We start from the raw sequence: 14,566 nt of genomic DNA, 5'->3' as shown, positions 1-14,566 counted from the left end.
GCGATCAGGCTTGCGCCGCCCGCCGATTCAACCAGCTCAACCACCGAGCGTAGCCGCGCGCCAAGCTCATTTTCAAATCGTCCAGATAGCAATAGGCCACCGGAATCACCAATAGGCTGAGCAGCGTCGACGTGACCAAGCCGCCGATCACCGCGATCGCCATCGGACTGCGAAACGAGGCGTCGGCGGCACCCATGCCCAACGCGATCGGCAGCATGCCGGCGCCCATCGCGATCGTCGTCATCACGATGGGCCTAGCCCGCTTGCGGCAGGCGTCCAGCAGCGCTTCGCCGCGGCTCAGGCCATGCTCGCGGCGAGCGACGATGGCGTATTCCACCAGCAGAATGGAGTTTTTGGTGGCGATGCCCATCAGCATCACCAGGCCGATCAGCGACGGCATCGAAAAAGCCTTGCCGGCGATTAGCAAAGCGACGAAGCCACCGCCGAACGACAGCGGCAGCGCGGTCAAAATCGTGATGGGTTGGATGAAGTCCTTAAACAGCAATACCAACACCACGAAGATGCACAACACGCCGGTCAACATCGCCGAACCGAAACTGCCGAACAACTCCTCCATCATTTCGGCATCGCCGATGCTGAGCAAGCGCACGCCGGCCGGCAGGTGGCGGATGCTGGGCAACTGATGCGCGGCATTGGCGACGTCGCCGAGCGGTTGGCCGTTGAGTTCGATTTCGAAATTGACGTTGCGGGCGCGGTCGTAGCGGTCGATCAGTGCCGGGCCGCTGGACAGCTCCAGCTTGGCGACCTGGCCGACCAGCACCGAACCGGCGTTGGGCTTGTTGGACGGCACCGTCAAACGTTCCAGCACCGCCAAATCCTGGCGGCCGGCACTCGCCAGTTTGACGACGATCGGCACTTGCCGCTGGCTCAGGTTGAGTTTGGGCAGCGACCAGTCGTAGTCGCCTATCGTCGCGATGCGCAGGGTTTCGGCCAACGCGGCGGTGGTGACGCCCAGATCGGCGGCGCGGGCGAAGTCGGGACGCACCGCGATTTCCGGGCGGATCAAGGCCGCGCTGGAGGCGATGCTGCCCAGGCCGGGTATCGTGCGCAAATCGCGTTCCACGTCGCCGGCGGCCTTGCTCAAGGCCTGCGGATCGTCGCCACTCAACACCAGCACGTATTTTTCGCCGGACGCGCCCAAGCCGACCTTGGTACGCACGCCGGGCAAACGTTGCAGCGCGATCCGAATGTCGTTTTCTATCGTTTGCTTGCGCACCGGCCGGTCGCGGCGGGCGGCCAGAGTGATGGTCAGCGTCGCCTTGCGCACCTCGCTGGTACCCATGCTCATTACCATCGGGTCGCTACCGGCCGCGCCGGCGCCTATCGTGGTGTAGACGCTTTTGACGTAAGGCACCGCCGCCACCAATTGCCGGGCCTGTTCGGCCGAGGCGCGGGTTTGCGCCAGCGTCGCGCCGGGCGACAGCTCGACGAAGACCTGGGTTTGCGGATTGTCGTCGGCCGGGATGAAGCCGGTCGGCAACAGCGGAATCAACATCAGCGAGCCGATGAAAAACGCCAGCGCGCCGGCCATCGTCACAATGCGGTGGCGCAAGCACCAGGCCGCCATGTTCATGTAAGTCCGCATCAGCCAACCTTCGGGCGCCGCGACGTGTTCGCGATCCTTCAACAGATAAGCCGACATCATCGGCGTCAACATCCGGGCCACAATCAGCGAGGCGATGATGGCCAGCGCGGCGGTCCAGCCGAATTGTTTGAAAAAACGTCCCGGCACCCCGCTCATAAACGCGGTCGGCAGAAACACCGCCACCAACGCGAACGTGGTGGCGACGACGGCCAGGCCTATTTCGTCGGCCGCTTCCAGCGCCGCTTGATAGGGCGTCTTGCCCATGCGCTGGTGACGGACGATGTTTTCGACTTCGACGATCGCGTCGTCGACCAGAATGCCGATCACCAGCGACAGCGCCAGCAAGGTAATCACGTTCAACGAAAAACCCAGCAAGTACATACCGAGAAACGACGGAATCACCGATAGCGGCAACGCCACCGCCGAGACGAAGGTAGCGCGCCAGTCTCGCAAAAACAGCCAGACCACGATGACCGCCAGCAGCGCGCCTTCGTAGATCATCGTCATCGAGCCTTGAAATTCCTCGGCGACCGGCTCGACGAAATTGAAGGCTTCGGTGAATTGCACGTCCGGATAGCTTAGTTTCAAGTCCGCCAGCGCCCGTTGCACGCCGGCACCGACTTCGACCTCGCTGGCGCCTCGGCTGCGGGTGACCTCAAAGCCGACCACCGGCCGGCCGTCCAGCAAGGCCAGCGCGCGCGGTTCGGCAACCGAATCGTTCAGGTCGGCGACTTGATCCAGCCGGATGCGGCGGCCGTCGGGCAAGGCCAGTTGCAGCGGCCGTAATTCCTCGACCGACGCGACTTTCGCCAGCGTGCGCAAGGGCTGCTCGCCGCTGCCAAGATCGGTGCGACCGCCGGCGCTTTCCTGCTGCACCTGGCGCAGTTGCCGGGAAATGTCGGCGGCGCTGACGCCCAGCGCCTGTAGTTTGACCGGGTCCAACGCGATGCCGATTTCCCGGCTGACGCCGCCGACTCGGGTCACCGCGCCGACGCCGCGCACCGCCAGCAGGCGCTTGGCGACGGTGTCCTCGACGAACCAGGACAGCGCTTCGTCGTCGCGTTTGTCGGAGGACACGGTCAGCGCCAGTATCGGCGCGCCGGCCAGATCCAATTTGGTAACGACCGGCTCGCGCAAGTCGGCCGGCAAATCGGCGCGCACCTTGGAGACCGCCGAGCGCACATCGTCCACCGCTTCCTGCACCGGTTTTTCCAGACGAAATTCGGCGTTGATCACCACGTTGCCGTCGTAGATCTTGGTGTAGAGGTGCTTAAGGCCTTGCAGCGTGGCCAGCGAGTTTTCCAGCTTGCGGGCCACGTCGGTTTCCAATTGGGCCGGCGACGCGCCGGGCAGATTGGCGGTCAAGGTCACGGTCGGCAAGTCCAGATCGGGAAAGTTCTGGACTTTCATCGCCTTGAAGCCTTGTAAACCGCCGAAACCCAGCAGCACGAACAGCATCAGGGCCGGAATCGGATTGCGGATGCACCAAGCGGAGACGTTCATTTCGGCACCACCCGCACCAGATCGCCGTCGGCCAGGAAGGACACGCCGCCGGCCACCAGCTGGTCGCCGGTGCTGATGCCGGCCAGTACTTCCAGATCGTCGCCGCTGCGCCGGCCGAGTTGAACCTTGACCAGGGCCACCTTGGCCAAGTCTCCCTGGCGCTCGCCGAGCTTGAACACGTAGCTGAAACCTTCGCGCAAGGACACCGCGGTTTGCGGCACGATCAGCGCGGGACTGGCGCCCAGGGCAAATTCGCCCCTGGCGAACATACCGGCTCGCAGGCCTTGGCGGACGGCATCCGGCAGGTCAACGTAGACCAGACCGTTGCGGCTTTGCGGGTCCAGAGTTGGCGCCAACTGACGGACTTTGCCGGGCGTCCGGCCGACATTGGGCACCTCGACCGTCACTTCCAGTCCCGGCCGCAATTTGGCAATTTCGGCGGCGGTGACTTCGGCGCGCCATTCCAGGCGGCTCTGCCGAATCAAGCGAAATAATTCCTGGCCGGCCGAAGCCACCGCGCCCAAGGTCGCGTTGCGCGCCGAAATCACGCCATCGTCGCTGGCGACCACTTGGGTATGCTTGAGGCGCAACAACTGTGCGTCCACTTGGGCCTGAGCCGATTCGACCTTGGCCTGGGCGGTCTTTTCGCCCGTCAGATATTGGGCGACTTGTTGGGCGCTAAGCGCCAACGACGAGGTGGAATGGCGGGTGCGGTCGGCGTTGAGTCTGGCCTCTTCCAGGCTGGCCTTGGTCTCGGCCAATACGGCCTTGGCTTGGGCAAGATCCGCCTGCACGGTTTCGGCATCCAGTAGCGCCAGCACCTGACCCTTGCGCACTGCGTCGCCGACCTGGGCGCGGACTTCGGCCAGCCGCAGATCGCCGACCTCGGCGCCGATGATCGCCTCCTGCCAGGCGGCGATCGAACCGTTGGCGGCCAGCATCAGCGGAATATCCCGACCGGCGGGCTGTATCGTCGTCACACTCAGGGCGGGGTTGGTGGCGGGTGTCGATTCGGTGGCCGGCACGTCGCTACCGCAGCCGGCAAAAAACATCCAAGCGGCGAGGAAAACAGTGCCGCGAAAGCAAAAGGTCGTCATGTCCGTGATCTATATGAAGTGGAGGCCCGATCCGGCGGATTGCCGAATCGGGCCTGGGTTGGTACCGTCGCCGATTCTTTCATACATTGTCGATCCGGCAAAACGGAACGGTAAAACCGCACCGCCGCGATCCGAGGTTACGATCGGCGAAGTTGGCATCGTCTCCAATAACCCTATCAACAATGTGATGGAAGCGGAACCCGTGCTTTGGTATAACGCTGGCCGGAATACTCACGGCTTCCGGCACGTTTCGGAGCAGCTGTGACCACCTAACGAGAGCGAGGTTCACTATGACAAGAATGGTTCAATGCGTAAAACTGGGTGTGGAAGCGGAGGGCCTAGACTCGCCACCGTTTCCCGGCCCCAAGGGCCAACGTATTTTCGAACAGGTTTCCAAACAAGCCTGGAAAGACTGGCTGGCGATGCAGACTATGATCATTAACGAGCAGCGCTTATCCAGTTTCGATCCCTACGCCAAGAAGGTCCTGGAGGTCGAACGGGAAAAATTCCTGTTTGCCGGCGGTTTCCAAGTGCCGAACGGCTACGTGCCGCGAAAAGAGTAAGATCGCCCGGCGCGGGCTTAAGGCACGGCCGGCGAGCCTCTGATCGCGGCTGACGCGCTAGCGTGAGATCCGGCCGGCCAGCCGTTTGAGCGCTAAATCCTTAATGCCCGACCGAATTGGAAAACAGACTCAGCGTCACGACACCGGCCACCACCAAGCCGATACCGGCCAGTGCCGGTCCGTCCAGCTTCTGGCCGAACAGGGCAACGTCGATCAAGCCGATGCCGACAATGCCAAGCCCGGCCCAAACCGCATAGCCTATGCTGATTGGGATCGTGCGTAGCGCCACCGAAAAGCAATAAAACGACAGACCGTAGCCGATCGCGATGGCCAACGACGGCCACGGCTTGGAAAAACCGTCGCTGTACTTGAGCAGCGAGCTCGCCGCGACTTCGGTCAGAATGGATACGGCCAAATAAAGCCAATGCGTCATACTGGAAACTATCCTGAATTTGATTGGGACAATGTCCGGGCGCCTTGCCGCGCGCGGGGAGCTTATCCCAACGCGCGCCAGCGGCTCCGGCATTTTGCGGAATTCCGGCGTCGGCGACCCGCGTCGACGTCAATACGGCATTAGACGAGGGCGCGGTCGGAAGTTCGCGCCATTGGCAAATCCCGGATTTCGACTACCTTTTGGAGGTTTGCGCCGCGTTTCGTCCGCCAAGTCGACCGGTCCGCACCCACTCTCACTGAAATGACATCTAACCGCTTGTTCGTTCCGCTTCCGCTACTCAAGGTACCATGATCGCCGATCCGGAAAGTTATCAGTTGTTGCAACGAATCTGGACTATCGCGTGGGAAGCCGATCCGCGGACCGGCTTGTGCCGTTACGTCTCAGACCAGACCGAACGACTGGGTTACCCCGCCGAACATTGGCGGCGAATTCCGTATTTCTGGCAAACCGTGGTCATCCCCGAAGACCGGCACTTATTGACACAGCTCTCGCCGAGCGGGACCGAGTGTCGAGTCGCCCGCGCGGACGGCGCGCAAATGCCCGCGCGACTGCAACTGAGCACCGCCGCGGCCGAGTCGGACCGGCCGGCCGCCTTGCATGGCACGATGCTGATCTACGCCGCCGAGCGCGCGGCTGTGGCAACGCAAGCGGCAAGTCGCGACGAATTGACCGGCCTACCCAACCGCAACCTGATGCTGGACCGTATCGGCCAAGCCATCGCGCTGGCCGGGCGTAGCGAGCACTGGCTAGCGGTACTGTCGATAGACTTCGATCGATTCAAACTGATCAACGACAGTTTGGGCCACGAAATCGGCGATAAATTATTGGTGGCGGCATCGGTGCGACTGGACAGCGGTATCCGCGAAGCCGACACCGTGGCCAGACTGGGCGGCGACGAATTCGTGATTCTCGCCACCGGAATAGGCAAGTTCGAAGACATTCATTGCATCGCTCAGAAAATTCTCGATTTGCTGGCGGCGCCGTTTTACATCGACGGTCACACCTTGTTTTTGACGGTCAGTATCGGCGTTTGCGCCTTTCCGAAAGACGGCGCCGACGCGGTGGTGTTGCTGAAACGCGCCGACACCGCGATGTACCGCGCCAAGGAACAAGGCAAGAACCGGTATCTGTATTTTTCCGACGAAATGAATGCCGCCAACGCCCACCGGCTGCATCTGGAAAACGAATTGCGCTTGGCCTTGGAGCACCGCCAGCTGGCTCTGCATTATCAACCGCAGATCGATCTGGATAGCGGCCGCATCATCGGCGTCGAAGCCTTGGCGCGTTGGCGGCATCCGACGCTGGGTTGGATCTCGCCGGCCGAATTCATCAAGATCGCCGAGGAAACCGCATTGATCGTGCCGTTGGGACGGTGGGTGCTGGAAACCGGTTGCCGCCAGGTCGGCGCCTGGCGCGCGGCCGGCCTGCCCCCGTTAAGAATGGCCATCAATCTGTCGCCGGTACAATTCACCGAACACAGCATGGCCGATTGCATCGAGGCGGTACTGCGGGAAACCGGTCTGGACCCCAGATTATTGGAACTGGAGCTGACCGAAAGCCTGTTGATGCGCAACGTCGAGGAGTCGATAGGTACGTTGCGAGCGCTACGGGCGATGGGCATCTGCTTGGCCGTCGACGACTTCGGCACCGGCTATTCGTCGCTGAGTTATCTGAGCCGTTTTCCGGTCACGACGGTCAAGATCGACCAATCCTTTACCCGCGAGCTGACCAGCGACCCCAACGTCGCCGCGCTGGTCCGCTCTATCATCAGCATGGCGCACGAATTGCGCCTGCGGGTCATAGCCGAAGGCGTAGAAACCGAAGGCCAATTGAATTTTCTAGCCAATCACCGTTGCAACGAAGTGCAAGGCTATTTTCTGGGCAAACCGTTACCGGCCGATGAATTCATCGACTTTTACCGGCGTTTCGATCGATTGGCCGCCCGGCGCGGCGGCGGCGACAGCGAGGAGCGCCGTCTACTGGTGGTCGACGACGAAACCAAGGTCGTCGAAGCCTTGGTGCGTCAACTCGACGGCGACGGCTACCGGATTATGACCGCGACCGGCGGCGGCGAGGCACTGGAGATACTGGCCAGGCAGCGAGTCGGCGTCATCGTGTCCGGCCAGCGCATGCCGGGCATGAGCGGCGTCGAATTTTTCCGCAAGGTCAAGGATCTTTACCCGGCCACGGCTCGCATCATTCTGTCCGGGTTCAACGACATCCAGACCGTGACCGACGCGATCAATCAGGGTGCCATCTATAAATTCTTGAACAAACCCTGGCGCGAGGAGCATCTGCGCGACGCGGTGCGCGAAGCTTTTCAACGCTACGAATTGACGCTGGAGAATGCCGCGCTGGGCCGGGCCTTGGAACAAGCCAACGCCGAGCTGTCGGCCATCAATCGGGACTTGGAGCGGCGCATCGCCGAAAAAACCCGGGAACTCGGCCGGGGCATCAACATGCTGCAAGTGTCCAGGGAAATCCTGGAACATTTGCCGACCGCGGTGATCGGCATCGACGACGACGGTTTGATCGTAATGGCCAATCGCCAGGCCAACCGCTTGCTGGCCAGCGACGACGGCATACCGTTGCTGAGCTGCGAGGCCTCCCTGCGCCTGCCGGCCGCCGCGCTGGCGGTACTGGCCGATCCCGACGGCCGCGAGCGGCGCATCGTGCTGACCGGCGGCCTATCCGCATGGGCGCTTTGTCGAACCATGGGAGCCGACAGCGTTTCGCGCGGACGCATCCTGATGCTTTGGCCGGAATCCGGTCAGGAAAACCCGAGACAATGACTGAAAGATCCCAATACGCCGGCAATCTCGACAAAGTTCTGGACAGCATTCGGCAGCTGCCGTCGCTGCCTGGATTGGTCGTAGAATTACTGGAAAACTTCGGCGACGAAAACGTCAATATCGCCACGCTGGCCAATAAAATCGCCCACGACCAGGCGCTAGTGGCTCGCTTGATGCGGGTCGCCAACTCACCGTTTTACGGGGTATCCGGGCAGATCGGCTCGATCAGCGAAGCCATCGCCATGCTCGGGTTCACCAACGTGCGCGGTTTAGTATTGACCGCCGGCCTGATCAACGTCTTTACCGGCATGGAAAAGTATTTCGACTGGCGGGCATTCTGGCGGCACAATGTCGCCGCCGCGGTGTGCGCGAAGCTGTTGGCGGGCGGCACAGGCCTAAACCCTGACGCCGCGTTCACCGCCGGCCTGCTGCACGACATCGGCAAATTGGTAATGTGGAGCTGTTTTCCGCACGACGTCGCCCGATTAGGCGAACTCAGCGAAGAAAGCGGCTTGTCGCCGCTGCAACTGGAACGGGAAACCTTCGGTTTCGACCATACCCTGCTGGGCAGCGAAGTTGCCAAACGTTGGAATTTTCCGGTGGATATTCAACACGCGATCGCGCTGCACCATACCCATTATCTACCCGGCGGCGGCAAGACGATGGCCGATGTCATCTATACCGCCAATCTGCTGGCCGAAACGCTCCAAGATGACGAGGTGTGCGAGGCGCGCCAATTGCAAGTCAACGGCGTGGCTTGGTCGCGCCTGAAATTGGACGGCGAGCGGCTTGCCAAACTCACCGCGCAAGCCCGTCGGCAGTTTCAAGGCACCATGCCGCTGCTGAGCGACTGAGCCCCTCCAAAACCCAAGGCCGCACTCGGCGCAAAAAAATACCCTCGGCCCGGTCAGAAGCGGAGGGTGTGAGTCCCACGGGAGAGGACAGGAGGAACAGCCAGGAGTTACGATTTTAATTTAGCAAATCCGGTGCCAACCCTTGCATGTCCCACGCTACCGGCCTTCACACCGATCCTCCCCGCGCCGCCCGCCGAAAAGCCGCACCAAAATCAATCGCAAGCCGGCTTTTTGCACCGCAATGAGCGTTACCGCGACACGCGTTACCAGCGCCCCTGGTTCGAACGGCCTTCCTTGCCCAGCACCCATTGCCGTTCAGTTTAGTCTCGACCGTTTGTCCCGAGTCCTTCGGCCTCGCTCGGGAAAGCCTTGTCGAAGGTCGTTTCGGTTTCTTCGTGAAGATGCTTAATTGATCGTCCGGCTCTGATGAAGTTATCCGCGCGCTTTTTCTCCATCACGGTTTCAGTTTCTTGAGAACCGACGAACGGGATGGGATTTATAAACACCGATCCGACTTGTTGGCTGTCATCACTAAAGGTTGTCTTGCCTCCGCAATCCGTTGAACTCCGTTAGCCTTCCGGCGATCGGCAAACGCTACGAAAGCCGTTTGATTTGCAGCCCTAAAATTCGTAAACCAACCGAAAATCCACGCGCTGTTGGCCGGCGGAAACACTGCTTTGGCCGTGAAAGGGATAGCTCCAATCCAGTTCGCCGAGCAGGCGCTTGAACCATTGCATACGCAGGCCCAAACCGGCCGAAGCGAGTTGTTCGACCGCCGGAGTCGGCGCGATCGGCGCGTCTGTCCACAATCTGGCCCAGTCGATAAAACCCAGCAAGCGCAGATTTTGCGCGGCGTCCCAGTCGGCAGGCAGCAAGTGCGGGCTGTAAAACTCCAGAGACAGATTGACGCCATGGTCCGCCAGAACCTGGGTCTGATGATAACCGCGCACGCTGAGCGGGCCGCCGGCCGCGAATTGCTCGTTACTGATCAGTTTTCCGATGCTGGCCTGGCCGCTGGCCCTGGCTTGCAAGCGAAAATCCCAGGGCAGTAGCTGCTGGTGTTTCACGTCGCCAGTCAGGTAGAAATAGTTAGGGGTGGCCCCGGCCCGTTTGCGCTCGAATTCGGCGGCATCATTACCCAAGCCGCGAAAACTGAAATGACCGGCCAGGTTCAGACTACTGGCGTAGCCGTCGCCGCGCCGCGTTCCGTCGTAGCCGGCCATGAACCCTGCATAGCTGATCGGCGTATTCTCGGTGAAGCTGGCAATCTGCTGACCGAAACTTTTATAGTCGAAGCCGAAGGTCAGATTGTGAAAAATACTTTCGGAAGAGCCCGCCAGCGGCTTGACCAGCCGCGCGCCGTAGATCGAGCCGGTACCGACCACCGACAAGCCGCCGATATTGACGCCGAGTTGGGTGTTGGAGCTGATGCCTATGCCGTATAGCGCCAAACGGGTGTCGGCCCAACCGGTCGGCAGCACGTAGGTGCCCGACCAGACTTCGACTTCTTCGCTGACTTGCGGCGAGACCTGATATTGCAAGGAAGCGCTATGAAAAGCCTGCCACAGGTTGTCGTAGCGTAGCGAGCCCAGCAGCCGGGAATAGCTGGTGCGCTCGGAGTTGCGGCTGTTCATTTCGACGCTGCCATGCAGCGGTAATTCGTCCTTGACCTTCAGTTCCACTTCCATTTTGCCCGGCGTCGCACCGGCCCGGAACACCGGCGTGACGTTGCGGTCGGCCGATTGCTTGGCCAGCGTGTTCATTTGCTCCTGTAGTCGCGGCATGTGCGGGACTTGACCCTCGGCCAGCGCCGGCAAGCCTTCGCGGATCTTGCCCAGCGCGTAATAACGCGAACCGCTGATGTAGACGGTTTCGATGCTGCCTTCCAGTACTTGTAGGCGCACGCTGTCGCCCGCCACGTCCTGCTCCGGAATCGACACGACCACGGTCGGATAGCCGGCCTGACGGTAGGCTTGCTCCAGCGCCGCGCGGGCCCGTTCGACCTCGTCGACGCTCTTATCCGGACCGAGGAAGGGATAAACGGCTTTTTCCAGGGTTTCGTCGTCTAGCAGCGTGTTGCCGTCGATTTGATAATCGAAAACGTCGAATCGGGGTTTCTGCTCGCCCGCCCATTCGGCGGCGACCGTCTCGGCATTGGCGGCGCGATCGGCACCCGTGGCGCCGGCACCGGTTGGCGCGGCTGCCGCAGTTTGCGCTTGAACCGTCGTGACGGCCAGGCTTAGCCCGAGCGCAACGGCAAAAGGCGCGATGCGGCTCATCGGCCAGCCCCCCGGCCGTGACTCGCGGTGTCATCGGCCGCCCGCGCCGCTTGGCCGGCATCCGGCGATTCCGCGTTATCAACCGGCTCTACCGCACCGGCGCCAGGTACCCCGGTCGACGCCGGTTCGGCCGGCATTGCCGCCGCGGCGGCGGGCGTACCGTCGGATTGTACCGGCACTACGGCTTCGAACGGCGTGACTTTCAATTGCCGCAAGCGATAGCGATAGGTTTCGGCTTGGGCCTCGTTTTGCACTTGGGCAATCCCGGTGATCGGTTCCAGCTCGGCCAGTTGTTCGAACAGACTTTTATCGCCACTGTGTTGCACGATGTCCCGGCCGACCTCGCGCAGCTGACGGTTCAATTCGCCGCATTGGCTAATCCATCGCTCGCGTTCTTGCACCGCTTGCACCAACACCGTGTTATCTTCGCGGATGGCGCGGGCCTGCAAAACCATGTCGTTATGCTTTTGCAGCAAGGCCTGTTCGCGCTGACGCTGTTGGACCAACTGATTTTCCAGGCTACCGCGCACGCTGTCCAAGCCGGCTTTGTAGCGTTCCACCTGGTCCTGCAGTGCCGGCAGCAATCTGGCCTGATTTTCGAGTAATTTGAGTTTGCCCTCCAAAGTTGCCTTGTCGGCCAGCCATGCGGTTTTTTCCGCCTCCAGCGCGGATTTTTCCTGGCTGAGCTGGCGGATGATACCCTGGGCTTTCTTGATCGCACTGTCGCCGACGGGTGCCGGCTTGGGTTCGGCCCGACCGGTTTCGAGGCCGGCCAACAACACCAACACCGTTAAACCTGATAAACCAATCCAACGCATCGCCATCCCCTAAAACCGTGCGTTCAGATCGACGTTGACAGTGTCGATGCTGTATTTGGGGCCGTCGATCGCATCGGTGCTAAGCCAGCGCAGATTGAGCCAGGCGTATTTGGACAGACCGTATTGGGTGCCGATCACCCAGCCCTTGGCATTGGTACCGCCCAGATGGAAAATCGAGTCGGTGAAGGCGTCCAACACCGCGTCGCGCTGCACGTAGCGGTAAGCCAAATTGACACTCCAGTCGCCGAAATGGCGAACCTCGACTTGGCCGATATCGGCGCGAATCTGATAAGCGGTGGTGCGCGGCCGGCTGTCGGTGTAGTTAACGATGCCGTTGGCGAATTCGGTCAGGATTTTTTGCTGGTTGTAGCCCAGGTTTTTGGCGTAATCGGCGGTCAGCAATACATGAACCGGGTCGAAGCCGGCGTAGTCGAACATCGCGGTGGCATTGAACACCTTAAACCGCGAGGCCAGGCCGAATAAACAACCGACCGTATCGTCGCACACACCGTTCAAGGTCTGATCGTCGGTAATCGCCACCATCGAGTTGCCTTTCTGGACGAACTGCGGCGCGGTCCAATCGTAGACGTGGCTGCCGATCGGGTTGCGGCGGGCGTTGACGTTCTGGAATTCGTAATACGATGCCGCCAGATTCAGCCGGGAATCATGCCACACCAGCCAGTCGGCGCCGACCTGACCGGCGTACAGCCATTTGTCGTTAACCGACACGTCGATGTCTTGCAACGGAAACACGCCCAGCGTCAAGAACAAACTGTCCGGGGTTTGCTGACCTTGGTTGATGCCGAAGCGGGCGGTCGGATTTGGCGCTTTATAGCCGGCCAATTTGCTGGTACCGCGATTGAACGGCAAACGTACACTACCGGCCACGCCTTCGAAGCTCAAATCCGGGTCGAACACCACATCGGTGGACAGGAAGGGATTGATGATGCGCCCGGCGTACAGGCTGAACCATGAAGTGTTTCGCTCGTCCAGGTAGTCGTATCGCAGATAGGCGCGGTCGATCGCGAACTGGTAGGACTGGCCGGTGTTGCCCAAGGTCTGGTCGTTGGAGACCGGGTTGTTCAGATTGCTGGTCGCAAAGCGGACGCCGGCTTTCAAGCCGTCGCTCAAATTGGCTTCGAAACCCAAACGGAAACGTTCCCGCAGCCGCAAACGATCGATTTGGTTGTTGACGATGGCCTCATTAGGGTTTTGAGAAACCTGCCGCTGCAAGCCGCCTTGCGGACTGTTGGCGAGCCGGTTGATCGCCAACCAGTTGTAAGGGCCGAAAAAATTGCCGGCGGCATCCAGACCGGCATTCGCGATCCCCCCGGCATTTTCCTTGCCGTAAAACTCGTCGGCAAAACGCACCCGCATATCGAAGCTGGGATGAATCGCCGCCACCCATTCCGGCAGCGCGGCGGGGATGCCCCAACCTTCGGTTTTGGCGTCTTGTTTGACGTCCTGCAACACCTCGGCCTTCAACTCGGCCCGTACCTGGTCGCGGATCTCCTTTTTGACGAATTCCGGTACGTAGCCGACGTGCTTGGTTTTGCCGGTTTTGGGAGCCGAATTACCCGGCTCCCCGGCATCTTCCGCGGTCGAGGTCGCCGCTTTGGCTTCATTGCTTTTGACTTGCGCGGCTTGGGTTTCGGCGGCTTCCTGTTCGGCCGCCCGCACCAAACCCTGGCCCTCGTCGGGTTTCAAGACGCCCCGCTGCACCAGCAGGTCCACCAAATTCACCAACGTGGATTTCTTGACCGGGATGACTTCGTCGCCGGGCGCGGCGGCCTGGGCGGCCGTCGTCGCGCCGCCAATCAACAGTAGAACCAGGGGTTTGATCGCGGTATTCATCGTGGTGTTTTCGCTATTCAAAGGTTTTTAAGTTAGTCGGCTTGGGCCAGCGCCGAGCACCGGGTTAGCCACGGCTAAACCCTGGAATTCAGCCGAATCCGGATCGGTTGCGGCATCGTTTCCGGCGGCGGACGGCCAACGCTGGCCCGCAACTTCGGCAACGCCGCGCGCAGAGCACGATCAACCTCGGCATTGCCGCTGCCTGACGCCAGTTCGCTACGGCTAATGCCGCCGTCGGCGCCGACCCAGATATCCAGAATCACGCTAAACGCCACGCTGGCGGCCGGCGTGTCGGCCAGCAAGTTTTGCAAGCCGTCTTCGATTCGGCGCTGGACTTGGCCGCCGTACCAAATCACCGCGTTGCCGCCCCCGCCGCCCAGCAGAGAGCGGCCGCCCTTGCGAGCTTGCAAGCCGAAAGCGTCGCCGCCGGCCGAGCCGTCGGCATCCAAACCGAGCGCCTCCGCCGGCGGTGCTTCGTCCTTCTCGGGCGAAGGTTCCGGCTCTGGCGCGGGTTCCGGTTCTTCGATTTTTTCCACCTTGATCTCTTCCGGCGGCGGCGGTTGGTCCGGCGTTGGCGGCGGGGGCGGTGGCGGCTGGATCATCGCGATTTGCTGCACCTGCTTCTTGGCCTGAGGCGGCTTCTCGTAGTGCTTCGCCAACCACCACACGCCCCAGACAATCGCCACGCTCAAACCGATGCCGAGCAACATCGGCAAACGGCGTAACCACGCATACTGATTTGTCAT

The 14,566-nt window shown here is 61.3% G+C and carries 10 protein-coding genes; 3 read left to right on the top strand and 7 right to left on the bottom strand.

Annotation, left to right across the window (positions count from 1 at the left end):
• Positions 1-4: 4 nt before the first annotated feature.
• On the bottom strand, positions 5-3,109 hold the full coding sequence (locus ACQE3D_RS00695) for an efflux RND transporter permease subunit (RefSeq protein ID WP_313729380.1): 3,105 nt from the start codon (positions 3,107-3,109) through the stop codon (positions 5-7).
• Positions 3,106-4,206, bottom strand: a complete 1,101-nt coding sequence (locus ACQE3D_RS00690) for an efflux RND transporter periplasmic adaptor subunit (protein WP_313729381.1) — start codon at positions 4,204-4,206, stop codon at positions 3,106-3,108. Before ACQE3D_RS00690 ends, ACQE3D_RS00695 begins: the two co-directional genes overlap by 4 nt.
• Positions 4,207-4,496: 290 nt before the next feature.
• On the opposite strand from ACQE3D_RS00690, the gene ACQE3D_RS00685 reads away from it, so the two are divergent.
• The gene (locus ACQE3D_RS00685; RefSeq protein ID WP_071160052.1) at positions 4,497-4,769 is read left to right on the top strand and encodes an oxidative damage protection protein; all 273 of its coding nucleotides are present in this window, start codon (positions 4,497-4,499) and stop codon (positions 4,767-4,769) included.
• Between the two features lie 100 nt (positions 4,770-4,869).
• On the opposite strand, the gene ACQE3D_RS00680 is transcribed toward ACQE3D_RS00685, so the two are convergent.
• Complete coding sequence (locus tag ACQE3D_RS00680; protein WP_071160050.1) at positions 4,870-5,202, bottom strand: DMT family transporter; 333 nt, start codon at positions 5,200-5,202, stop codon at positions 4,870-4,872.
• 308 nt (positions 5,203-5,510) lie between these two features.
• Here ACQE3D_RS00680 and ACQE3D_RS00675 point away from each other — a divergent pair, with 308 nt between their 5' ends.
• A complete protein-coding gene (locus ACQE3D_RS00675; protein ID WP_064026928.1) occupies positions 5,511-8,015 on the top strand; it encodes an EAL domain-containing protein in 2,505 nt (834 codons plus the stop codon).
• Entirely contained in the window at positions 8,012-8,869 is an 858-nt protein-coding gene (locus ACQE3D_RS00670; protein ID WP_071160047.1) for an HDOD domain-containing protein, read from the top strand. The genes ACQE3D_RS00675 and ACQE3D_RS00670 overlap by 4 nt, the downstream gene beginning before the upstream one ends.
• Before the next feature lie 620 nt (positions 8,870-9,489).
• On the opposite strand, the gene ACQE3D_RS00665 is transcribed toward ACQE3D_RS00670, so the two are convergent.
• The 4 genes from ACQE3D_RS00665 to ACQE3D_RS00650 all read right to left on the bottom strand — a co-directional run bounded on the left by ACQE3D_RS00665 (position 9,490) and on the right by ACQE3D_RS00650 (position 14,566).
• A complete protein-coding gene (locus ACQE3D_RS00665; RefSeq protein WP_313729382.1) occupies positions 9,490-11,148 on the bottom strand; it encodes a ShlB/FhaC/HecB family hemolysin secretion/activation protein in 1,659 nt (552 codons plus the stop codon).
• Complete coding sequence (locus ACQE3D_RS00660; RefSeq protein ID WP_313729384.1) at positions 11,145-11,966, bottom strand: hypothetical protein; 822 nt, start codon at positions 11,964-11,966, stop codon at positions 11,145-11,147. Before ACQE3D_RS00660 ends, ACQE3D_RS00665 begins: the two co-directional genes overlap by 4 nt.
• 9 nt (positions 11,967-11,975) lie before the next feature.
• Positions 11,976-13,820: a putative porin gene (locus tag ACQE3D_RS00655; protein ID WP_313729385.1), complete on the bottom strand. Its 1,845-nt coding sequence runs from the start codon at positions 13,818-13,820 to the stop codon at positions 11,976-11,978.
• 74 nt (positions 13,821-13,894) lie between these two features.
• Positions 13,895-14,566 carry an energy transducer TonB family protein gene (locus ACQE3D_RS00650; protein WP_313729386.1) on the bottom strand — a complete coding sequence of 224 codons (672 nt, stop codon included), beginning with the start codon at positions 14,564-14,566 and terminating at the stop codon, positions 13,895-13,897.

Source organism: Methylomonas sp. MS20, from assembly GCF_050275925.1.
Lineage (GTDB): Bacteria > Pseudomonadota > Gammaproteobacteria > Methylococcales > Methylomonadaceae > Methylomonas > Methylomonas koyamae_A.
The sequence above is the reverse complement of the archived record's forward strand: the minus strand, read 5'-3'. Positions and strand labels throughout refer to the sequence as shown.

Bases quoted from the DNA above. Each gene is read 5' to 3' on its own strand.
- ACQE3D_RS00695 (WP_313729380.1), bottom strand. From the start codon at position 3,109: ATGAACGTCTCCGCTTGGTGCATCCGCAATCCGATTCCGGCCCTGATG.
- ACQE3D_RS00690 (WP_313729381.1), bottom strand. From the start codon at position 4,206: ATGACGACCTTTTGCTTTCGCGGCACTGTTTTCCTCGCCGCTTGGATG.
- ACQE3D_RS00685 (WP_071160052.1), top strand. From the start codon at position 4,497: ATGACAAGAATGGTTCAATGCGTAAAACTGGGTGTGGAAGCGGAGGGC.
- ACQE3D_RS00680 (WP_071160050.1), bottom strand. From the start codon at position 5,202: ATGACGCATTGGCTTTATTTGGCCGTATCCATTCTGACCGAAGTCGCG.
- ACQE3D_RS00675 (WP_064026928.1), top strand. From the start codon at position 5,511: ATGATCGCCGATCCGGAAAGTTATCAGTTGTTGCAACGAATCTGGACT.
- ACQE3D_RS00670 (WP_071160047.1), top strand. From the start codon at position 8,012: ATGACTGAAAGATCCCAATACGCCGGCAATCTCGACAAAGTTCTGGAC.
- ACQE3D_RS00665 (WP_313729382.1), bottom strand. From the start codon at position 11,148: ATGAGCCGCATCGCGCCTTTTGCCGTTGCGCTCGGGCTAAGCCTGGCC.
- ACQE3D_RS00660 (WP_313729384.1), bottom strand. From the start codon at position 11,966: ATGCGTTGGATTGGTTTATCAGGTTTAACGGTGTTGGTGTTGTTGGCC.
- ACQE3D_RS00655 (WP_313729385.1), bottom strand. From the start codon at position 13,820: ATGAATACCGCGATCAAACCCCTGGTTCTACTGTTGATTGGCGGCGCG.
- ACQE3D_RS00650 (WP_313729386.1), bottom strand. From the start codon at position 14,566: ATGACAAATCAGTATGCGTGGTTACGCCGTTTGCCGATGTTGCTCGGC.